At 62.0% G+C, this 20794-nt stretch carries 17 protein-coding genes; 8 read left to right on the plus strand and 9 right to left on the minus strand.

Features of this window, described 5'->3' with window-relative positions; genetic code table 11:
• The first annotated feature begins 39 nt into the window (after window positions 1-39).
• The 3 genes from BMZ10_RS01925 to cysB all read left to right on the plus strand — a co-directional run bounded on the left by BMZ10_RS01925 (window position 40) and on the right by cysB (window position 2660).
• A complete protein-coding gene (locus BMZ10_RS01925; RefSeq protein ID WP_093459889.1) occupies window positions 40-942 on the plus strand; it encodes a 5'-nucleotidase in 903 nt (300 codons plus the stop codon).
• A 96-nt stretch (window positions 943-1038) separates the two neighbouring features.
• On the plus strand, window positions 1039-1533 hold the full coding sequence (locus tag BMZ10_RS01930; RefSeq protein WP_093458367.1) for a universal stress protein: 495 nt from the start codon (window positions 1039-1041) through the stop codon (window positions 1531-1533).
• 152 nt (window positions 1534-1685) lie between these two features.
• Window positions 1686-2660, plus strand: a complete 975-nt coding sequence (gene cysB, locus BMZ10_RS01935) for an HTH-type transcriptional regulator CysB (protein WP_093458368.1) — start codon at window positions 1686-1688, stop codon at window positions 2658-2660.
• 124 nt (window positions 2661-2784) lie between these two features.
• On the opposite strand, the gene BMZ10_RS01940 is transcribed toward cysB, so the two are convergent.
• The 9 genes from BMZ10_RS01940 to BMZ10_RS01980 form a co-directional block, all read right to left on the minus strand.
• Window positions 2785-3519, minus strand: coding sequence for a phosphoadenylyl-sulfate reductase (locus tag BMZ10_RS01940; RefSeq protein ID WP_093458369.1), 735 nt, complete (start codon window positions 3517-3519; stop codon window positions 2785-2787).
• Window positions 3520-3717: 198 nt separating this feature from the next.
• Window positions 3718-5385: an ABC transporter substrate-binding protein gene (locus BMZ10_RS01945; protein ID WP_093458370.1), complete on the minus strand. Its 1668-nt coding sequence runs from the start codon at window positions 5383-5385 to the stop codon at window positions 3718-3720.
• A gap of 10 nt (window positions 5386-5395) precedes the next feature.
• The gene (gene nikE, locus BMZ10_RS01950) at window positions 5396-7075 is read right to left on the minus strand and encodes a nickel ABC transporter ATP-binding protein NikE (protein WP_093458371.1); all 1680 of its coding nucleotides are present in this window, start codon (window positions 7073-7075) and stop codon (window positions 5396-5398) included.
• Window positions 7072-7956, minus strand: a complete 885-nt coding sequence (locus tag BMZ10_RS01955) for an ABC transporter permease (protein ID WP_093458372.1) — start codon at window positions 7954-7956, stop codon at window positions 7072-7074. The genes nikE and BMZ10_RS01955 overlap by 4 nt, the downstream gene beginning before the upstream one ends.
• Window positions 7953-8870, minus strand: a complete 918-nt coding sequence (locus BMZ10_RS01960; RefSeq protein ID WP_093458373.1) for an ABC transporter permease — start codon at window positions 8868-8870, stop codon at window positions 7953-7955. The genes BMZ10_RS01955 and BMZ10_RS01960 overlap by 4 nt, the downstream gene beginning before the upstream one ends.
• Window positions 8871-9124: 254 nt before the next feature.
• Entirely contained in the window at window positions 9125-10468 is a 1344-nt protein-coding gene (gene pabB / locus BMZ10_RS01965) for an aminodeoxychorismate synthase component I (RefSeq protein ID WP_093458374.1), read from the minus strand.
• Between the two features lie 111 nt (window positions 10469-10579).
• A complete protein-coding gene (locus tag BMZ10_RS01970) occupies window positions 10580-11548 on the minus strand; it encodes an alpha-L-glutamate ligase-like protein (protein WP_177182068.1) in 969 nt (322 codons plus the stop codon).
• A complete protein-coding gene (locus BMZ10_RS01975; RefSeq protein WP_093459891.1) occupies window positions 11548-13098 on the minus strand; it encodes an osmotic stress tolerance membrane protein RloB in 1551 nt (516 codons plus the stop codon). Before BMZ10_RS01975 ends, BMZ10_RS01970 begins: the two co-directional genes overlap by 1 nt.
• A gap of 4 nt (window positions 13099-13102) precedes the next feature.
• Window positions 13103-13636, minus strand: coding sequence for a retropepsin-like aspartic peptidase RloA (locus BMZ10_RS01980; protein WP_093458376.1), 534 nt, complete (start codon window positions 13634-13636; stop codon window positions 13103-13105).
• A 298-nt stretch (window positions 13637-13934) separates the two neighbouring features.
• Here BMZ10_RS01980 and BMZ10_RS01985 point away from each other — a divergent pair, with 298 nt between their 5' ends.
• From BMZ10_RS01985 to prpF, 5 genes are all read left to right on the plus strand, one after another.
• Window positions 13935-14642, plus strand: a complete 708-nt coding sequence (locus BMZ10_RS01985; protein ID WP_093458377.1) for a GntR family transcriptional regulator — start codon at window positions 13935-13937, stop codon at window positions 14640-14642.
• Entirely contained in the window at window positions 14639-15529 is an 891-nt protein-coding gene (prpB, locus tag BMZ10_RS01990; protein WP_093458378.1) for a methylisocitrate lyase, read from the plus strand. The genes BMZ10_RS01985 and prpB overlap by 4 nt, the downstream gene beginning before the upstream one ends.
• 171 nt (window positions 15530-15700) lie before the next feature.
• Window positions 15701-16828 (plus strand): bifunctional 2-methylcitrate synthase/citrate synthase, encoded by a 1128-nt coding sequence (prpC, locus tag BMZ10_RS01995; protein WP_093458379.1) that lies wholly within the window; start codon window positions 15701-15703, stop codon window positions 16826-16828.
• A gap of 85 nt (window positions 16829-16913) precedes the next feature.
• Window positions 16914-19508, plus strand: coding sequence for a Fe/S-dependent 2-methylisocitrate dehydratase AcnD (gene acnD / locus BMZ10_RS02000; protein ID WP_093458380.1), 2595 nt, complete (start codon window positions 16914-16916; stop codon window positions 19506-19508).
• A 58-nt stretch (window positions 19509-19566) separates the two neighbouring features.
• A complete protein-coding gene (prpF, locus tag BMZ10_RS02005) occupies window positions 19567-20757 on the plus strand; it encodes a 2-methylaconitate cis-trans isomerase PrpF (RefSeq protein WP_093458381.1) in 1191 nt (396 codons plus the stop codon).
• The last annotated feature ends 37 nt before the right edge of the window (window positions 20758-20794 follow it).

Consider the following 20794-nt stretch of genomic DNA (forward strand, 5'->3'; position numbering starts at 1 on the left):
GCCGCATAAGGGAGATAACCGATGGCCAATGATCTGAGCATGAAAACCGCCGGCGGGAAATTGGTGCTGGCCATTTCTTCACGCGCGTTGTTCGACCTTCGGGAAAGCCATGCCATTTACATGGCTGATGGCGTCGCGGCCTATCGGCAATATCAGATCGATCACGAAGACGAAGTGCTGGAGCCCGGCGACGCGTATCTGCTGGTGGAAAAGCTGCTGAGCCTCAATGCCAGCCTTCGACAGTCCCGCGTCGAAGTGATTCTGGTGTCGCGTAACAGCGCCGACACCGGGCTTCGCGTATTCAACTCGATTCAGCACTACGGCCTGGACATATCGCGCGCCGCGTTCGTGGGCGGCCGCAGCCCGTTCCCTTATCTGGCGGCGTTCGGCAGCCATCTGTTTCTCTCGACCCACGCCGAGGACGTGCGCAGTGCGCTGGATGCCGGTTTTGCGGCCGCGACCATCCTCTCGGGCGGAGCGCGACGGGCCGCCACCGCCGAACTGCGTATCGCGTTCGACGGCGACGCGGTGCTGTTTTCCGATGAGTCGGAGCGGATCTACCAGTCCGGCGGCCTGGAGGCGTTTCAGGCGAGCGAGCGCGAAGCTGCGCGCCAGCCACTGCCCGGCGGGCCGTTCAAACCGTTTCTGGCCGCCTTGAACCTGCTGCAGAGGGAATTTCCCGAAGAGTCTTGCCCGATTCGCACGGCGCTGGTCACTGCCCGGTCTGCACCGGCCCATGAGCGAGTGATTCGTACCCTGCGCGAATGGGACATCCGTCTGGATGAGTCGCTTTTTCTGGGGGGGCTCGAGAAGTCGGCGTTTCTGGAGGCCTTCGCGGCAGACGTTTTTTTCGACGATCAGCCGGGGCACTGCGAAAAAGCACGAGAAGTGGTCGCCACCGGCCATGTGCCTCACGGCATCAGCAATGAGCTAAAACCTTGAACCTTTAGACCCGAAAGCTGTATCAAGCCGGCCGATTCGTCGTCTCGCTGCTACGCTCAATCGTGACTGCGCCTGTGATGGCTGCCTGGAGGTCACATGATCCGCTCGATGCTGTACGCCACGGACCTCGGTCTTTATGCGCCTTACGTGCTGCAACATGCGCTGGAACTGTCGAGGAATTTCAAGGCAGAGCTTCACGTCATTCACGTGGTCGAGCCCATGGGCCTGTTCGCCGAGTCCGTCTTGCAGAGCTATCTGGCTGAGGATGTGCTCCGGGAGTTGCAGAACGAAGGCATGAATACCGTCATCGATGGCATCGAGTCCCGGGTGCTGCGCAGCTTTCGCGAGGAAATGGGCAAGGACAACAAGGATCTCGAGTTGATCTGCAGCCTGCGCGTGGTTCAGGGCGATCCATCCAATGTGATACTCGAACAGGCGCGCAGAATGCGCGTTGATCTGCTGGTTGTCGGCAGCCACAGTCACGGCGCTCCGGGGGATACGCCGATCGGCCGTACGGCGGCGCGAGTGCTGCAGCTGTCCGAAGTGCCGGTTTACATGGTTCCGATGGTGCAAAGCCACTCTGGCGCATGAGCGTGGGGGAGCAAAACGTTGCCTGCTGAAAAAAGCAGCGTGCCATTACCGTTCAAAAGTGATAAAAAGTTCTAGCTTTGTCTTCCTGACCATTAATCCAGTTATATACCGTTGCTGATGCCCGTGGCGTCTTCCGGCTTTGAGGGATACATATGAAGCTTCAACAATTGCGCTACATCTGGGAAGTGGCGCACCACGACCTCAACGTTTCAGCCACGGCGCAGAGCCTGTATACCTCGCAGCCAGGTATCAGCAAGCAGATCCGGTTGCTCGAAGACGAGCTGGGTGTCGAGGTTTTCGCCCGCAGCGGCAAGCACCTCACGCGTGTGACGCCAGCCGGGGAACGGATCATCACCACCGCAGGGGAAATCCTGCGCAAAGTCGAAAGCATCAAGCAGATTGCGCAAGAATTCTCCAACGAGAAGAAGGGCACGCTGTCCATCGCCACGACGCACACTCAGGCACGCTACGCGCTGCCGCCGGTGATCAGCAATTTCATCAAGCAATACCCCGATGTGGCGCTCCACATGCACCAGGGCTCGCCCATGCAGATTGCCGAAATGGCCGCAGACGGCACGGTGGATTTCGCCATCGCGACCGAAGCGCTGGAGTTGTTTGGCGATCTGGTCATGATGCCGTGCTACACGTGGAACCGCTGTGTGGTCGTGCCTCAGGGACATCCGCTGACCAAGGTGCCGAAGCTGACGCTGGAAATCCTCGCCGAATACCCGATCGTGACCTACGTGTTCGGTTTCACCGGTCGCTCCAAGCTCGACGAAGCGTTCAGCCATCGCGGCCTGACGCCGAAAGTGGTGTTCACCGCTGCCGACGCCGACGTCATCAAGACCTACGTTCGACTGGGGCTGGGTGTGGGTATCGTCGCGAAAATGGCCGTTGACCCCAAACTCGACAGCGACCTGGTCGTCCTCGACGCCAGCGAGCTGTTCGAGGCCAGCATCACCAAGATCGGCTTCCGTCGTGGCACGTTCCTGCGCGGGTTCATGTGCGATTTCATCGAGAAATTCGCCCCGCACCTGACCCGTGAGGTCATGGCCAAGGCCATCCAGTGCCACAACAAGCAGGAACTCGAAGAGCTGTTCGAAGGGGTCGTGCTGCCGGAGCATTGACAGCCGGCAGACGCAAAACCTGCATGAGCGCGCTGGCCCGCGATCGCTGACTGTCAGTCACCTGAATGTGACCGTTGCAGCGCAATCGCGGGCCAGCGCGCTTCTGTATCAGGTCTGTGTCGAATCAGGACTTCGTAATCAGGTTCCCGGCGTGCAGCCCGCATTCCTTCTGCGTGGCTTCTTCCCACCACCAGCGACCTTCGCGCTCGTGCTGATTCGGCAAAACCGGGCGGGTGCAGGGCTCACAGCCGATGCTGATGAAGCCGCGCTCGTGGAGGCTGTTGTAAGGCAACTCCAGCATGCGGATGTAGTTCCACACGTCTGCACTGCTCATCTGTGCCAGTGGATTGAATTTATACAGGGTGCGCTCGGGCGTCGAAAAGGCGCTGTCGATCTCCACCGCTGCGACGTTGTTACGGGTGCTCGGGCTCTGGTCGCGGCGCTGACCTGTCGCCCAGGCCTTGACGCTGCCGAGCTTGCGACGCAGCGGTTCGATCTTGCGCACGCCGCAGCATTCGCCATGGCCGTCCCGGTAGAAACTGAACAGGCCCTTTTCCTTGACGAACGGCTCGAGCTTTTCCCGATCCGGGGAGACGATGTCGATGGCAATGTTGTACTGCTCGCGGACCTGATCGATGAACCGGTAGGTCTCCGGATGGAGACGTCCGGTGTCCAGGCTGAAGACTTTGACGTTCTTGTTGAGCTTCCAGGCCATGTCCACCAGCACGACGTCTTCGGCGCCGCTAAAGGAGATCCACAGCTCATCACCGAAGTGCTGGAAGGCGAATTTGAGAATGTCCTGCGCGGACTTGTTGGCGTAGGTCGCGGCAATGTCGTCGACGTCGAAAGGGTGGCTCATCAGGCGGCTTCCTAATCATGGGCGGCGCTTAAGCGCTCGTAATGGCGCAGATGGTAACAAAAACCTTCCGCCCTTTGCCTGAAACCTGCGTTCGCCCGCTGTTCGCCACGCCGAGAAAGCGTGCCTGGCCGCTGCGTAATCTGCCCATGCACACGGAACGGGTGACTGCACGGCAGCCCCCGTTCCTGCGTCACTCAGCTATTTTTTAATGTCCTCGCTCCAGACGTCATACAAGTTCGACGGTGCATCCAGTTGCACTTCGAAACTCAGACCATGCAACGTGTCTCGCGCCGCCAGTTGATAGTTGGGCGCGAACAGCGGAATGAGAAACGCCTGATCGACGGCGCGCTGCTGGATCTGATCCAGTATCGGTTGACGCTGCTTGAGGTCCGAGGTGGCGCGCGCCTGATTGATCAGCCCGGTGATCTGTTCATCGGGCTGAGCCACGCTGCGGTACAGAAAACCGGTGGCGCCAAGCACATCACGCAGCGACAGCGCCGTGTCGGATGGGTTGAGGGTGTTGGGGTAGATGTGCCACGAACCGTCAGCCGTGGACTTGACCCATTCGCCGGTACTGATCAGGCGCAGATCCAGGTCCAGCCCCAGATTCTTGCGCACGGCCGCCTGTATCTGCTGGATCAGCAGGTCACGGTTGTCACGCACGTAGGTCTGCGGATAGCCCACCTCGACGCGCAAGCGCTGGCCGTCGCGGGTGCGATAGCCTTCAGCGTCGCGGCCGGTCCAGCCGGCTTCGTCGAGCAGCTTGTTGGCACCGGGGACGTCGTTGCCCCAGGTGTTGACCAGAGCGTTGTTGTAACCGGTGTTGTCCGGGCCGATGTTCGACCACGCGCGCGGCACGGTGCCCAAGTAAATGTTGTTGACGATGGCCGCCAGATCGAAGCCGTCACGCAGGGCGCGGCGCACCCGGATGTCATCGGTGGGCGCCTGGCGGTAATTGAGGTTGAGCGTGAATGAGGTTTCCGCCGACGGACCGGTCAGGAACTGGAAGCCCTCGGCGTGCTCGAAGAGCGCACGATCGGTGGGCTGCACGCCTTCGATGAGGTCCACTTGCCCCGAACTCAATGCTCCGGCTCGTACGGCGTACTCGGGCAGGAAGCGATACGTGACGGCGTCCAGGTACGCCGGTCCTTGATGCGCGGCATACGCCGGCGGCCAGTGGTAATCGGGGTTTTTCACGAACCGGGCTGACTGGCCGCGGTTGTACTGATTGAAGATGAATGGCCCGGTGCCGACCAGGTTCGGGCCGCCCTGGCAGAGATCGCCTCCGGCCGCGAGGGTCTTGGGCGACAGAAAGCCCAGTTTGACGCTGGACAATGATTCGAGCATGGCCGAGTCAGGCTTGCTCAATACGATGCGCACCTGATGCGGATCGATCACTTCGGTGCGATCGTAATACTCCAGAAAGGCCGCGGCGTTGGCGGTGTGCGCCGGATCTTTGGTGTAGTCCAGGTTGGCCTTGACCGCGGCGCCGTCGAACGGTGTTCCGTCGGTGAAGGTCACGTCATCGCGCAGGATGAAGGTGTACTCGCGGCCATCGGGCGAAACGCTCCAGCTTTTCGCGAGCCACGGGGCGAAGCTGCCGTCCGCCTGTTTGCCGATCAGTGAGTCGACGTAATTGCGAATCACCAGAAAGGCGTTTTGCTGAGAAGAGTTGTGAGGGTCGAAGCAGGCGGGTTCGGTGGTCACGCCGAACGTCACCTCGCCGCCAATGCGCGGTTGCAGCGTCGGCTTCTGGCTGGCGCCGTTGCTGGCGGCCGAGGCCGGCGGTGAGGCGTTGTTGTCGCAGGCGCACAGCAGCGGGGCGGCCACGATGGCCAGGCAGAGCAGGGAACGGTGAGCTTTCATGGTGTCCTTATCAAGCGGCGGGGTGCGCGCTCAGTAGTTGCCGGGTGTAGGGGTGAGTGGGTGCTTCGAACAGCGGGCCGACCGGGCCTTGCTCCACCAGTTGGCCCTGATGAAACACCAGGACCCGGTCGCAGATGTGGCGAATCACATCCAGATCATGGGAAATGAACAGCAGAGCAATGCCGCGGCTGGCCTGCAGTTCGCCAATCAGGTCCAGCACTTGTGCCTGCACGTACACGTCGAGCGCGGAAACCGGTTCGTCACAGATGATCAGCGCAGGTTCGGCGGCCAGGGCGCGGGCGATTGCAATGCGCTGCCGTTGGCCGCCCGACAAGGAGCGTGGGTGACGATCGAGGAAGTCGGCATTGAGCCCGACCTGTGTCAGCAATGCGCTGGCCTGCTGGCGGTGCTCGCCGCCGGGCAGCAGGTTTTCGGCGATGATCTGCGCCACGGTGTAGCGCGGATCGAACGAGCTCAGCGGGTCCTGCGGAATGTATTGCATCTGCCGGCGCAGAGGCCGGCGTTGCGCTTCCGGCACGTGACTCCAGCGTTGACCGAGCAGATGCACGCTGCCGCTGTCGGGCGCCAGCAGGCCGAGGACGATGTTGGCGCACGTGGTTTTCCCTGAGCCTGACTCGCCGACGATGCCCAGCACTTCGCCCGCGTTCAGCGTGAACGATGCGCTGTGCAGCGCAGTAAACGCCTGACCCTGCCGGCCGAAGCCGCGACGTCGATAGGACTTGCCGACGCCCTCCACCCGCAGCACTTCCCGGGGCTCGGCGGGCAGGCGCGGCGGCAGCGGATCGCGCTCGATCACCAGCGGACCCTGCTCCCGGGCTCCGGGTCGCACCCGTGCCGAACTCAGGCGGGTACCACGAGACGCTGCGCCAGGACTGGCGGCCAGCAACTGACGGGTATAAGCATGGCGCGGTTGTGTCAGCACCTGCTGCACGCTGCCGGAATCCACCACTTCGCCGTTGTGCATCATGTGCACCCGATCGGCGATCTGCGCCACCAGGTTGAGGTCGTGACTGATGATCAGCAGCCCGGCCCCCTGAGCGACACGCTCGGCCAGCACGGCGATCACCTGCCGTTGCACGCTGACGTCCAGCGCCGTGGTGGGTTCATCCGCGATGATCAGCCGTGGACCGGCGGCGATGGCGGCCGCAATCAAGGCCCGCTGACGCAGGCCACCGGACAATTGATGGGCGAACTGAGTGCTGCGCCACTGCGGATCGGGAATTCCGACCTGGCGCAAGGTATTGAGCACCTGCTGCCCGCGCGCTGCGTCATTCAGCATCCGATGGGTGCGCAGCACTTCGCCGGTTTCCTGCCCGATGGTACGCAGCGGGTCAAGCGACACCAGCGCGTCCTGCATGACGAGGCCGGCAAAGCGGCCCCGAAGCTGTCGCCAGTCCTGAAGGTTGAAACGCAAGGCGTCACGGCCGTCGATCTGCAGGCGCCTGGCCTGAACCTGGGCATGTTCGCCCGCCAACCCCAGCAAACTGCGCGCCGTGAGGCTTTTGCCGGAGCCGGACTCGCCGACCAGGGCCACGCATTCGCCCGGATGAATCCGCAGGTTCAGGCCGCGTACCAGCGGCGCGCCGTGATTGACATCGGCGAAGCTGATGCGCAGATCCTCGACGTCGACCAGAGGAGCGCCCGGTTCACTCTCCACTCGTGCGCTCATGCTGGCTGCCTCCCTTCGAAGCGGCGCTGGCAGTAGCTGCCCAGCACGGTAAAGCTGATCACGGTCAGGGTGATGGCAAGACCGGGAAACACGCTCGGCCACCAGGCCACGCGCAGCACATCCCGGCCCTCGGCGAGCATCACGCCCCATTCCGGAGTCGGCGGCTGCGGGCCCAACCCCAGAAAGCTCAGGCCTGACACCGCCATGATCGAACTGCCGATGTCGATGGTCGCCACAATAGGAATCGCCATCAGCACGTTGGGCAGCAAATGGGTGACGAACGTCTGCAGGCGGGAACGCCCGTAGAGCACGGCGTGACGCACGTAATCCGCCTCGCGCACCAGCAGGGTCTGGCTGCGCACCAGCCGGCCGAATTTAGGAATGCCGGCGATGCCGATCGCCACCGCAACGTTCATCAGTCCCGGGCCGATCAGCGCAATCACCAACAGCGCCAGCAGAACGCTCGGAAACGCCGAAAGCACATCGAACAGGCGCGAGGCAACCTCGTCCAGCCAGCGATTTTTCATGCCCGCCACCAGGCCCAGCAGGGTGCCGATGACGAGGCTGATGAGCATTCCCGACAGTCCGATCAACAGGGAATAGCGCGCGCCGTAGACCACGCGGGCGAAAACGTCCCGGCCCAGCCGATCGGTCCCGAACCAGTGAGTCGTACTCGGTGCTTGCAGGCCGACGCTGACATCGCCGGCCAACGGATCGTAATGAGTGATCCAGAAGGGCAACGCCAGCACTACCGCCAGAACCAACAGGAACAGGCAACTCACGGTGATGGCCAAGGGAGGGCGGTTGAAGTGGCGCGCGGCGACACGACTGTCGAGCACCGCATCGGCAGCAGCGGCCAGCGTTGAGGAAGGCAGGGTCATTGGGTTCTCAGCCTCGGGTCAATGAACAGGTAGGCGACGTCCAGCAGGGTCGAAATCACCACATAAATGAACGCGGCCAGCAGCACCACGGCCAGCACCACCGGCACGTCCTGGCTGGTGATCGCGTTGAGCGTGATGGTCCCAAGTCCCGGGCGGCCAAAGACCTTTTCGGTGATCACGGCGCCGCCCAGCAGACCGCCGATCAACCAGCCGCCGAGGGTGACGATGGGTAGCAATGCATGGCGTAATACATGACCGGTGCGCACTTGGGTTTCGCTCAGGCCCCGTGCTCGAACTGTCGTGACGAACGGCTGCTCCAGTGCTTTTTCCATGGCCTCTCGCAGCACCTGCGCGAGAATGCCGGCGGTGGGCAGCGCCAGCGTGATCGCCGGGAGTACCAGCGCATTGAAGCCATTGGCTCCAGAGACTGGAAAGAATCGCCAGTGGAAGGAGAACGCCATCAGCAGCAGAATGCCGATCCAGAACACCGGGGTGGAGGTGAGCACGAGCTCCAGCAGCGAAGCGACTCGTCTGCCCACAGCGCTGCGTCCGGCCGTCAGCAGCGCCACGCCGACCGCGAACAGCGTCGCGATGACCCCGGCGGCCACCGCCAGCTGCACCGTCGGCCAGAGTTGCGAGTGCAGCACACTGCTGACCGACTGACGCATGACGTAAGACGTGCCCAGGTCCCCGTGCAACAGGCGCGCGATGAAATCCAGATATTGCTCGGGCAGGGACTTGTCGAGCCCCCATTCAGCCGCGATGGCCTCGCGCAAGCCGGGGTATTCATTGTCGCCAGCGAGGATGTCGGCAATCTTGCCGGGCAAAGAGTGGAGCGCCACGAAGGCGGCGCTCACGCTCAACCAGAGCACCAGCAGGCTGCTGCCCAACCGGACCAGGACGTTTCGCCACATAAAGAATCCATCCCAAAGTCTCGTCAAGGTCATGACGAGGGTTGATGATTATTCAATAAATGAATATTGGGAGGATCCTATATGCAGGAAAGTCAGGACGTCCAAGTCCGTTTAAGCATATTTTTAGAATGAGAAATGAGGATGCCAGACGTCAAGGCGGCGGCTTTGACGATTCTGGCGTCCCCTTCAGAAGGGCTTCAGTAAACAGAAAGGGTGGATCGAGGCGCTGCAGTTCGCAGCACCTGGCCAATCGGTTACAGGGCTTCCAGCGTCTTCAGCAGCACCCGGACCTTGGTCATGGATTCCTGGTATTCGGCTTCCCACTGCGAGTCGGCCACGATGCCGCCGCCACCCCAGCAGGCGATCTGACCGTCTTGAGCCAGCAGGCTGCGGATGGCGATCGAACTGTCCATCTCGCCGCGCACGTCCAGGTACAGCAGTGAGCCGCAGTACAGCGCGCGGCGGGTGGGCTCCAGTTCATCGATGATCTGCATTGACCGGATCTTCGGCGCGCCGGTGATCGAGCCTCCCGGAAAGCTGCCTGCGATCAGGTCCAGCGCGTCGTGGGCATCGGCCAGTTCGCCCGTTACGGCGCTGACCAGATGGTGCACGTTGGGATAGGTTTCCAGGCTGAACAACTCCGGTACTTTCACCGAGCCAATGCGGCAGCTGCGGCCCAGATCGTTGCGCAGCAGGTCGACGATCATCAGGTTTTCCGCACGGTCTTTCGGGCTGCGCAGCAGCTCTTGCGCGTAAGCGGCATCTTCGGCGGCGTCCCGGCCCCGTGGCCGCGTGCCCTTGATGGGGCGCGTTTCGACCTGACGATGGCTGACCCTGACGAAGCGTTCGGGCGACAGGCTCAGCACGGCATTACCCCCCGGCAACCCGAGGTAACCGGCGAATGGCGTCGGGCAGGCCTTGCGCAGGGCGCCGTAGGCCGACCAGGGATCGCCCTGGTACGCGGCCCGAAAGCGTTGCGCGAAATTCACCTGATAACAGTCGCCCGCCTGAATGTAGGCGTGAATGCGCTCGATGGCACGACGATACTGATCGGCGTCGATATCGGCCGCAAACGGGGCGCTCAGCTTGAATGAAGCATCGTGTTCAGCTGCAGGGCCGGTAAACAGGCCGATCAGTCGCTGGCGCTCGGCGGCATCGAGAGCCGGATGGAAGACCAACTGGCTGGTGCGCGTCTGGTGATCGCTTATCAGCGCCCACGGGTAAAGACCGAGCCGGGCGCCTGGCAGATGCAGGTCATCGCTGGCGAGCGACGGAAGTGGTTCGAGCAAACGGCCAAAATCATAGGCGAGATAGCCGATCAGGCCACCTGCGAACGGCAGCGGGCTGGAGTCTGGCAACGCCGCGTCTCCCAAGCCTGCCAGTGCGCTTCGCAGGCGCTGGAGAAAGGCGTCACCGTTCTCACCGTCAGTGGGCACGAACGTCTCCAGCGGCCAGGCACTGAGGATATCGAAGCGCCCGCGATCGGCCTCGGGGCGCCCGCTGTCGAGCAGGACGGCGCCGGGAGCGTGCCGGATCAACGCAAAATAACCGGTCGGATCGACCTGATAAGTGATCGGGTGTAGGGAACAGGTTTGCATGTGTGGCAGATCAGTCGTGGTGCGCGGAGGGCGATTGTAGTCCCGCGGCGGTTGCAGTCCTAGGGGCTTGTCGGCGCCCGGCAGGCAAAGGGCGCCTGCCGGGCACTGTCCTCAGACGTGCCCGAACAGATCCTGAACGAACTTCACGCGTTGCTCTGGGCTTTCATGACGACCTTCAGCCGCCAGTTGCTCCAGGCGTTGCTCGACAGCGACGGTACGGTGCGTCAATCCGCAGTCGTTGGCGATCTGAATGTTCAGCCCCGGGCGGGCATTCAGTTCGAGAATCAAGGGGCCGCGCTCCTGATCGAGCACCATGTCCACCCCGATGTAGCCCAGACCGCACAGCTCGTAGCACTCCGCCGCAAGCTTCATGAAACCGTCCCAGTTGGGCAGTTGCACGCCGTCCACCGCATTGGTGGTGTCGGGGTGCTTGCTGATGATGTTGTTCAGCCAGGTACCCCGCAGGGTCAGCCCTGTCGCCAGATCGACGCCCACACCGATGGCGCCCTGGTGCAGGTTGGCCTTGCCGCCGGACTGGCGGGTGGGCAGGCGCAACATGGCCATGACCGGGTAGCCCATCAGCACGATGACGCGAATGTCCGGAACGCCTTCGTAGCTGATGCTTTTGAAGATCTGGTCGGGGGTGACCCGGTATTCGATCAGCGCCCTGTCGCGGTGTCCCCCCAGTGAGTACAGACCGGTGAGAATGCTGGAGATCTGATGCTCGATTTCATCGTGACTGATGATGCGCCCGGACACCGTACGAAAGCGCTCTTCGAAGCGGTCGGCAATGACCAGAATGCCGTCGCCGCCAGCGCCTTTTGCCGGCTTGATCACGAAGTCGCTGCGGCCACCGATGATCTCGTCGAGCTTGTCGATTTCCTTTTCGGTGGAAATGATGCCGTACATCTCGGGCACGTGAATGCCCGCAGCGATCGCCCGCTCCTTGGTGATGATCTTGTCATCGACGATGGGGTAGAGGCTGCGCTTGTTGTACTTGAGCACGTAGTCGGCATTGCGCCGGTTGATGCCCATGATCCCTTTGGCTTCCAGTGCCTTCCAGGTTTTCCACCAACCGATCATCTGACGTTTTCCCGTTCGGCGTCTTCCTTGAGAAAGGCCTTGAAGCGGATCAACTCGGTCAGTCGATAGCCGCGATAACGCCCCATCGCCAGCATGAAGCCCACCAGGATCAGCAGGACGGCCGGGAAGGTGAAGACGAAATAGATGAACTCCGGCACGCTCATGATGATGTGGGCCAGGGACGCTGCGAACAGGGTGCCGATGGCGACTTTCATCGCGTGGCCGCCGCCGCGCTCTTCCCAGGTGATCGACAGGCGTTCGATGGTCATGGTCAGAATCACCATCGGGAACAGCGCCACCGACAGGCCGCGCTCGAGCCCCAGCTTGTGGCTGAACAGGCTGATGGCCGCGATCAGCACGACGACGAAGGTCAGCACCACCGACAATCTGGGCAGCATCTGCAGCTTCAGGTGCTCCAGATACGAACGCAGCGAAAGGCCCAGCGCGGTGATGATCGTGAAGAGGACGATGCCGAAACCCAGCTGGGTTTCGCGGAACGCCAGGGCGATCAGCACCGGTGTGAAGGTGCCCAGTGTCTGCAGGCCGATGAGGTTGCGCAGAATCAGGATGACCAGCACGCCGATGGGGATCATGACCATGATCATGAAGGTCTGCTGAGTCTGCAGGGGCAGGCCGTAAAGCGAGTATTCGAGGAAGTCGGCGTCAGTGCTTTCGTCGGTCAGCTTGGCCAGCCGGATGGCGTTCATTTCGCTGTTGTTCAGGCTGAAATTCACCGTGGCTTTCTTGCCGCCTTCCACCGTGATCAGGTTATCGTCGCCGATCCACCACAGCAGGCGGTCCTGAGGCAGGCCGGCCTCGCCGGTTTCAGGATTGAAATACAGCCAGTCCTTGCCATTGAAACTGCGCAGCCAGAGTTCCGGGGTCTGCGGCTGGTCTGCCACCAGACGGATTGTGTGGACTTTCTCGACCGGCACATGGGCGATGGACAGCAGGATTTCGGTGATGCGTGCCTTGTTCTGCACCGACGTGTCGCCTGCCAGCAGCAGCTTGACGTTGTCGTCGCTCAGATTGTTGACACGCTTGATGGCTTCGCTGACGAAGGTTTCGACGTCGGCCGAATGCTGGCGGATCGGCGCGAGCAGGGCGTCGGCGGCAATCTTCTCAGGCCCTTCGACGGCGATGCTGTCGCGAAAGATCGGCCCTTTGACCTTGGCTTTTTCGCCGCTGTAGCGCTTGGTCAGCACCAGGCGATAGTAAAGCGTCTGGTTGCCGGTGGCGCGTCGGGCCGACCAGGTGACCTTGCGGTTGCCGTCGGCGCGGTTGACGTTCACGCCGTAATTATTGGAGATGAAGCTCTCATTGAGGCTGATGTAGTCGCGCGACAGCGGCGGCACGTACATCTGGATTTTCACGGAGTCTTTGGGATTGGCGATGAACTCGACTTTGGCGTCGATGTTCCAGAGGTCGTCGGTTTCGTCTTCGGTCACCGGGATGCCGAGCACCAATATCTGATAGGCCGTGATCGCAATGCCCAGTGTCACGAGGGTCGCGATCAGGATTTTCAGATGGAGGGTAAGAGAGCGCATGTCGTTACTCTGCGGTTTGAGCATCAGTGACGCAGGCAGGCTTGCCGGCTGCGTATTTCAGGCTTGGGTCGACCAGTGCATTGAAGTGCCTGAGGGCGTCGGCGCCAATCAAAAGCGGATATTGGAATGCACTTCGGTCGGTCAAGTTCACTTCTATGTTTCGTAAAGCAGCGCCCATGCACACATCCAGGCTGATGACCGGCCTTGAGGTGTACTTCTTCTCGTCATCGGGGTCGATGTCGCCGGCGCGGCGCTTGATCTTGCTGACCCGCGCCAGTGGTCGCTCGATGGGGTGCTCGTGAGCGTCGTCGATGGCCAGGTAAAAACGCACCCACGATTCCCCGTTGCGCTTGAAGCGCTTGATGTCGCGGGCGCTGAGGGAGGCGGTTTTTGCCCCGGTGTCCAGTTTGGCGGCCACTTGCAGGTCGATGTCGGCCAGCTCGGCGTACTCGTTCAGGCCATAGACGGTCTTGTCTGCGCCAAGGCTAAGACCCGGCAAATACAGGCATAAAAGGAAGAGAAGAGGGTGACGGCTCATAGGTCCTGGCACGATGAAGGTAAACGAGGAGCAGATTGGACGTCGGCTCGGGGTTCTGGTTGGGCTCAGGGCCGCGGCCTGCATTGACGTCGCGTGCTGCGTGCAATGGCAGGCGGTGCGGTCGGCATTCTAGCATGATGGTTTCATGGCGCCAGTGAAGGGGCTTGCGGACGAGATGGGTAGGAAGGGACGACATGCGCTGTGGTTATTAGACGATTGTCGACAATCTATAAAATCACTTTGACGATAGGGTGCGTCTTCGCTAGCTTTGGCGCCATTCATTCAAAAGGTGTCGACAATGTCAGATGCGCTCGAGGTCGTCACGGAGTCTTCGCTGGACACCGAAACGCTGTCGGAGAATGTCTTCCGGCGCATTCAGGCGGCCATCGTCAGGGGCGACATTGCGCCGGGCAGCAAGATTTCAGAGCCTGAGCTGGCGCGCACTTACGGCATCAGTCGCGGGCCATTGCGCGAAGCGATTCACCGCCTGGAAGGGCAGCGCCTGCTGGTGCGTGTTCCCCATGTCGGCGCACGTGTTGTTTCGTTGAGCCATGCCGAACTGGTGGAGCTGTACGAAATTCGCGAATCCCTCGAAGGCATGGCGTGCCGACTCGCTGCGCAGCGCATGACCGCCGAGGAGGTCGACGAGCTGCGCCGGGTGCTGGAGACCCACGAACGCGACAGCGCGTTTCAGGCCGGTGTCGGCTATTACCAGCAGGAAGGGGATTTCGATTTCCATTACCGGATCATTCAGGGCGCACGCAACAGCACCCTGACGCAGATGCTGTGCGGCGAGCTGTATCAGCTGGTGCGGATGTACCGCATCCAGTTCTCGACGACGCCCAATCGTCCACGACAGGCATTCACCGAACACCATCGCATTCTCGACGCCATCGCCGAGCGTGACGGCGAGCTGGCTGAACTGTTGATGCGCCGCCATATCGGCGCCTCCAAACGCAACATCGAACAGCACTATCAAGCGGCTACTGCCCGAGGTGAACAATGACTTCAAGAACGACTCCCGGCCAACGCTTCCGTGACGCCGTCGCCAGCGAGCATCCGCTGCAAGTGGTCGGGGCGATCAACGCCAATCATGCGCTGCTTGCCCAACGCGCGGGCTTCAAGGCGATTTATCTGTCTGGCGGCGGGGTCGCTGCAGGTTCGCTGGGGTTGCCGGACCTGGGGATCACTGGGCTTGATGACGTGCTGACCGATGTGCGCCGGATCACCGACGTCTGTGATCTGCCGCTGCTGGTAGACGTAGACACCGGTTTCGGAGCGTCGGCGTTCAACGTCGCGCGCACGGTGAAATCGATGATCAAATTCGGCGCGGCGGCGATGCATATCGAGGATCAGGTCGGCGCCAAGCGCTGCGGACATCGTCCCGGCAAGGAAATCGTGTCGCAGCAAGAGATGGTCGATCGCATCAAGGCTGCCGTGGATGCGCGCACCGACGACAGCTTCGTGATCATGGCGCGTACCGATGCGCTGGCCGTTGAAGGGCTGGAGTCGGCGCTGGACCGTGCTGCGGCATGCATCGAAGCGGGCGCCGACATGGTCTTCCCCGAAGCCATCACCGAGCTTGAGATGTACAAACTGTTCGCCTCACGGGTCAAGGCGCCGATTCTGGCGAACATCACCGAATTCGGTTCGACGCCGCTGTTCACCACCGACGAGCTGAAATCGGCTGAAGTGGCCCTGGTGCTCTATCCGCTGTCGGCTTTTCGGGCCATGAACAAGGCCGCGGAAAACGTCTACAACGCGATCCGTCGCGACGGCACCCAGAAGAATGTCGTCGACACCATGCAAACCCGCATGGAGCTGTATGAGCGCATCGACTATCACGCGTTCGAGCAGAAGCTCGATGCGCTGTTTGCGCAGAAGAAGGGCTGAATGTATATCCCATTTCTGTAGGCGTGAGCTTGCTCGCGATGGCGGTTGTTCAGTCTGGCATCCATGTCACCTGGCCAGACCCCATCGCGAGCAAGCTCACTCCTGCAAGGGACCGCAATCATCAACCCCGAATTGCCGATTCCCTGAACAACTACAAGACTGGAGACAGCAATGGCTGAAGGAAAAGTATTGAGTGGCGCTGGCCTGCGTGGCCAGGTGGCCGGACAGACTGCCCTGTCCACCGTGGGTCAGGCCGGAGCCGGGCTGACGTATCGCGGTTACGACGTTCGCGAGCTGGCCGCGGATGCGCGTTTCGAGGAGGTCGCCTGGCTGCTGCTGTACGGCGAATTGCCGACTCGCGCCGAGCTCGACGGTTATCTGAAAAAACTGCAGGGCCTGCGCGATCTGCCTCAGGCACTCAAGGAAGTGCTGGAGCGCATTCCCGCCAATACCCACCCGATGGATGTCATGCGCACCGGTTGCTCGATGCTGGGAACGCTGGAGCCCGAAACCGGGTTCGATCAGCAGCGCGAGGCGACCGACCGGCTGCTGGCCGCGTTTCCGGCGATCATGTGCTACTGGTATCGCTTCAGTCACGATGGCAAGCGCATCGACTGCGTAACCGATGAGGTCTCCATCGCCGGCCACTTCCTTAAACTCTTGCTGGACAAGAGCCCCAGCGAACTGCACCGCAAGGTCATGGACGTTTCGCTGATTCTGTACGCAGAGCACGAATTCAACGCCTCGACGTTCACCGCGCGGGTGTGCGCTTCGACGCTGTCGGACCTGTTTTCCTGCATCACCGCAGCCATCGGCACGCTGCGTGGCCCGCTGCATGGCGGCGCGAACGAAGCAGCGATGGACATGATCGAGAAGTTTTCGTCTGCCGAGGAGGCGACCCAGGGGACGCTGGCGATGCTGGAGCGCAAGGACAAGATCATGGGCTTCGGCCACGCGATCTATAAGGACAACGACCCGCGCAACGAGGTGATCAAGGGCTGGGCGAAGCAGCTTGCCGATGAAGTGGGCGACACCGTTCTGTTTCCGGTCTCCGAAGCCATCGACAAGACCATGTGGGAGCAGAAGAAGCTGTTCCCCAACGCTGATTTCTACCACGCCTCGGCCTATCACTTCATGGGTATTCCGACCAAGCTGTTCACGCCGATTTTCGTCTGCTCACGCCTGACTGGCTGGGCCTCCCACGTGTTCGAGCAGCGTGCCAACAACCGCATCATCCGCCCCAGCGCCGAGTACATCGGCGTCGAACAGCGCAAGTTCGTGCCAATCGAACAACGCTGAGAATGGTGCAAGCGCCTGCCTCGACCCTACAGAAGGCGGCATCAGGCTTCCGCCCTTTGAAACAAACCGTGACCGAGTCCTGACAATGAACACTGAATATCGCAAACAGCTGCCCGGCACCTCGCTCGACTTTTTCGACGCCCGCGAGGCGGTCGATGCGATCAAGCCAGGCGCCTACGCCACATTGCCTTACACCTCCCGCGTGCTCGCCGAAAACCTGGTGCGACGCTGCGCCCCGGCGACCCTCGACGCCTCGCTCAGCCAACTGATCGAGCGTCGTCGCGATCTGGATTTTCCCTGGTTTCCGGCGCGCGTGGTGTGCCACGACATCCTCGGCCAGACTGCGCTGGTGGACCTCGCCGGGCTGCGTGACGCCATCGCCGACAAGGGCGGCGACCCGGCCCAGGTCAATCCAGTGGTGCCGGTGCAGTTGATTGTCGATCATTCGCTGGCGGTCGAATGCGGCGGTTATGACCCGGATGCGTTCAGCAAGAACCGGGCGATCGAAGACCGTCGCAACGAAGACCGCTTTCACTTCATCAACTGGACCAAGCAGGCGTTCAAGAACGTCGAAGTGATCCCGCCGGGCAACGGCATCATGCACCAGATCAATCTGGAGCGGATGTCGCCGGTGATCCAGACCCTCAATGGCGTCGCGTTCCCGGACACGCTGGTCGGCACCGACAGTCACACGCCTCACGTCGACGCGCTGGGCGTGATCGCCATCGGCGTCGGAGGGCTGGAAGCGGAAAACGTCATGCTCGGGCGCGCCTCCTGGATGCGCCTGCCGGACATCATCGGTGTCGAACTGAGCGGCCGCCCGCAGCCAGGCATTACCGCCACTGACGTGGTGCTGGCACTGACCGAATACCTGCGTCAACAGAAAGTCGTGGGGGCCTACCTCGAGTTCTATGGGGAAGGTGCCCGCGCATTGACCTTGGGCGACCGCGCCACTATTTCCAACATGGCGCCGGAATACGGCGCAACCGCGGCGATGTTCTCCATCGATCAGCAGACCATCGACTACCTCAGGCTCACCGGTCGTGACGAGGCGCAGGTCAGGCTGGTCGAAACCTACGCCAGAGAAACCGGGCTGTGGGCCGATGCCCTGAGCAGCGCCGAGTACGAACGCGTGCTGCATTTCGATCTTTCCAGTGTCGTGCGCAACATGGCTGGGCCATCCAATCCCCACGCCCGCGTGGCCACCGCGGACCTTGCCGCCAAAGGCATCGCCAGCGCCTGGGAACAGACACCGGGGCTGATGCCGGATGGGGCCGTGATCATCGCCGCCATCACCAGTTGCACCAATACCAGCAACCCGCGCAACGTCATCGCCGCCGGTCTGCTGGCACGCAATGCCAACCGGCTGGGGCTGACCCGCAAACCCTGGGTGAAGTCGTCGCTGGCGCCAGGCTCCAAGACCGTGGCGCTGTACCTGGACGAAGCGGGGCTCACTGCCGAACTCGAGCAGTTGGGCTTCGGCGTCGTGGCCTTCGCCTGCACGACCTGCAACGGCATGTCCGGTGCGCTGGATCCGGTGATTCAGCAGGAAATCATCGACCGTGATCTCTACGCGACCGCCGTGTTGTCGGGCAACCGTAATTTCGACGGGCGCATTCACCCGTATGCCAAACAGGCCTTTCTCGCCTCACCGCCACTGGTGGTGGCTTACGCGATTGCGGGCACGATTCGCTTCGACATCGAGAAGGATGTGCTGGGTATCGGCGCCAATGGCAAGGAAATCCGCTTGAAGGACATCTGGCCAGCCGACGAAGAAATCGATGCGGTGGTCAAGGCATCGGTCAAGCCTGAGCAGTTCCGTCAGGTCTACATCCCGATGTTTGCCATCCACGAAGACACCGGTCCGAAAGTCGAGCCGTTGTATGACTGGCGGCCGATGAGCACCTATATCCGCCGTCCGCCGTACTGGGAAGGCGCGCTGGCCGGCGAGCGCACACTGCAGGGCATGCGGCCGCTGGCAGTCTTGCCGGACAACATCACCACCGATCACCTGTCGCCATCCAACGCGATCATGCTCGACAGCGCGGCGGGCGAGTACCTGGCGAAAATGGGCCTGCCCGAGGAGGACTTCAACTCCTACGCCACACACCGGGGCGATCACCTGACCGCGCAACGTGCGACGTTCGCCAACCCGAAACTGTTCAATGAAATGGTTGTGGAAGGCGGCAAGGTCCGGCAGGGCTCGCTGGCACGCATCGAGCCTGAGGGCAAGGTCACGCGGATGTGGGAGGCCATCGAAACCTACATGGAGCGCAAGCAGCCGCTGATCATCGTCGCCGGTGCCGACTACGGTCAGGGCTCCTCGCGGGACTGGGCGGCCAAGGGCGTGCGGCTGGCAGGCGTCGAGGCGATCGTCGCCGAAGGTTTCGAACGTATCCATCGCACCAACCTGGTCGGGATGGGCGTGTTGCCGCTGGAATTCAAGCCGGGCACCAATCGCACCACGCTGAACATCGACGGCAGCGAAACCTTCGATGTGATCGGCGAGCGCACACCGCGGGCCGCCTTGACCCTGGTGATTCATCGCAAGAGCGGCGAGCGCCTGGAAGTGCCGGTCACTTGTCGTCTGGACACCGGCGAGGAAGTCTCGATCTACGAAGCGGGCGGCGTGTTGCAGCGTTTCGCCCAGGATTTTCTCGAGTCTTCCGCGGTGGCCTGACCGGTTTGCCGACATCGTCTGAGGCGACGTCGGCGGCCCTTATATAGGAAAAGAGTTCATGGCTCATACAGCGCAAATCAGGATCCCCGCGACGTACCTGCGCGGCGGCACCAGCAAAGGCGTGTTTTTCCGGCTGCAGGACCTGCCCGAGGCGGCTCAAGTGCCCGGCCCGGCCCGCGATGCCTTGTTGCTGAGAGTGATTGGCAGTCCCGACCCATACGCCAAACAGATCGACGGCATGGGCGGCGCGACGTCGAGCACCAGCAAAACGGTGATCCTGTCCAGAAGCACGAAGCCTGATCACGACGTCGATTACCTGTTCGGTCAGGTGTCGATAGACAAGCCTTTCGTCGACTGGAGCGGCAATTGCGGCAACCTGTCGGCCGCCGTCGGCCCCTTCGCGATCAGTAACGGCCTGGTCGATGCAGCACGCGTGCCGCAAAACGGTGTGGCCATCGTGAGGATCTGGCAGGCGAACATCGGCAAGACGATCATCGCCCACGTGCCGGTCACTGACGGCGCGGTGCAGGAAACCGGCGATTTTGAGCTGGACGGCGTGACCTTTCCGGCGGCCGAAGTGCCACTGGAGTTCATGGACCCTGCGGCGGAGGAAGAGGGCGCCGGTGGCTCGATGTTTCCCACGGGTAATCTGGTTGACGATCTTGAGGTGCCAGGCCTGGGCACGTTCAAGGCGACGATGATCAACGCGGGGATTCCGACGATCTTCGTCAACGCCCGTGACATCGGCTACACCGGCACCGAGTTGCAGGACGCGATCAATGCCGACCCTGACGCGCTGACCCGGTTCGAAACCCTTCGCGCCTACGGGGCTGTGCGGATGGGGCTGATCGATCACGTCGATGAAGCCGCCAGACGGCAACACACGCCCAAGGTCGCGTTCGTGGCGCCACCCTTGGATTACGTGTCTTCCAGCGGCAAGGCAGTGACGAAGCAGGACACTGACCTGCTGGTGCGGGCGATGTCGATGGGCAAGTTGCACCACGCGATGATGGGCACCGCAGCGGTGGCGATCGGCACCGCGGCCGCGATTCCAGGAACGCTGGTCAACCTGGCTGCCGGTGGCGGCGAACGCAGCGCCGTGCGTTTCGGGCACCCGTCCGGCACCCTGCGCGTTGGCGCCGAAGCCGCGCTGGTCGAGGGTCAATGGCAGGTCAAGAAAGCCATCATGAGCCGCAGCGCGCGGGTGTTGATGGAAGGGTGGGTTCGCGTGCCAGGCGATAGCTTCTGAGTTTTGCTTTTTGCTGCAGGAGCGCGCTTGCCCGCGA

This window comes from Pseudomonas sp. NFR16 (assembly GCF_900108875.1).
Lineage (GTDB): Bacteria > Pseudomonadota > Gammaproteobacteria > Pseudomonadales > Pseudomonadaceae > Aquipseudomonas.

What these genes read in the sequence shown, in the direction of transcription:
- BMZ10_RS01925 (WP_093459889.1), top strand. Translation starts at nt 40, where the DNA reads ATGAAAACCGCCGGCGGGAAATTGGTGCTGGCCATTTCTTCACGCGCG.
- BMZ10_RS01930 (WP_093458367.1), top strand. Translation starts at nt 1,039, where the DNA reads ATGATCCGCTCGATGCTGTACGCCACGGACCTCGGTCTTTATGCGCCT.
- cysB (WP_093458368.1), top strand. Translation starts at nt 1,686, where the DNA reads ATGAAGCTTCAACAATTGCGCTACATCTGGGAAGTGGCGCACCACGAC.
- BMZ10_RS01940 (WP_093458369.1), bottom strand. Translation starts at nt 3,519, where the DNA reads ATGAGCCACCCTTTCGACGTCGACGACATTGCCGCGACCTACGCCAAC.
- BMZ10_RS01945 (WP_093458370.1), bottom strand. Translation starts at nt 5,385, where the DNA reads ATGAAAGCTCACCGTTCCCTGCTCTGCCTGGCCATCGTGGCCGCCCCG.
- nikE (WP_093458371.1), bottom strand. Translation starts at nt 7,075, where the DNA reads ATGAGCGCACGAGTGGAGAGTGAACCGGGCGCTCCTCTGGTCGACGTC.
- BMZ10_RS01955 (WP_093458372.1), bottom strand. Translation starts at nt 7,956, where the DNA reads ATGACCCTGCCTTCCTCAACGCTGGCCGCTGCTGCCGATGCGGTGCTC.
- BMZ10_RS01960 (WP_093458373.1), bottom strand. Translation starts at nt 8,870, where the DNA reads ATGTGGCGAAACGTCCTGGTCCGGTTGGGCAGCAGCCTGCTGGTGCTC.
- pabB (WP_093458374.1), bottom strand. Translation starts at nt 10,468, where the DNA reads ATGCAAACCTGTTCCCTACACCCGATCACTTATCAGGTCGATCCGACC.
- BMZ10_RS01975 (WP_093459891.1), bottom strand. Translation starts at nt 13,098, where the DNA reads ATGCGCTCTCTTACCCTCCATCTGAAAATCCTGATCGCGACCCTCGTG.
- BMZ10_RS01980 (WP_093458376.1), bottom strand. Translation starts at nt 13,636, where the DNA reads ATGAGCCGTCACCCTCTTCTCTTCCTTTTATGCCTGTATTTGCCGGGT.
- BMZ10_RS01985 (WP_093458377.1), top strand. Translation starts at nt 13,935, where the DNA reads ATGTCAGATGCGCTCGAGGTCGTCACGGAGTCTTCGCTGGACACCGAA.
- prpB (WP_093458378.1), top strand. Translation starts at nt 14,639, where the DNA reads ATGACTTCAAGAACGACTCCCGGCCAACGCTTCCGTGACGCCGTCGCC.
- prpC (WP_093458379.1), top strand. Translation starts at nt 15,701, where the DNA reads ATGGCTGAAGGAAAAGTATTGAGTGGCGCTGGCCTGCGTGGCCAGGTG.
- acnD (WP_093458380.1), top strand. Translation starts at nt 16,914, where the DNA reads ATGAACACTGAATATCGCAAACAGCTGCCCGGCACCTCGCTCGACTTT.
- prpF (WP_093458381.1), top strand. Translation starts at nt 19,567, where the DNA reads ATGGCTCATACAGCGCAAATCAGGATCCCCGCGACGTACCTGCGCGGC.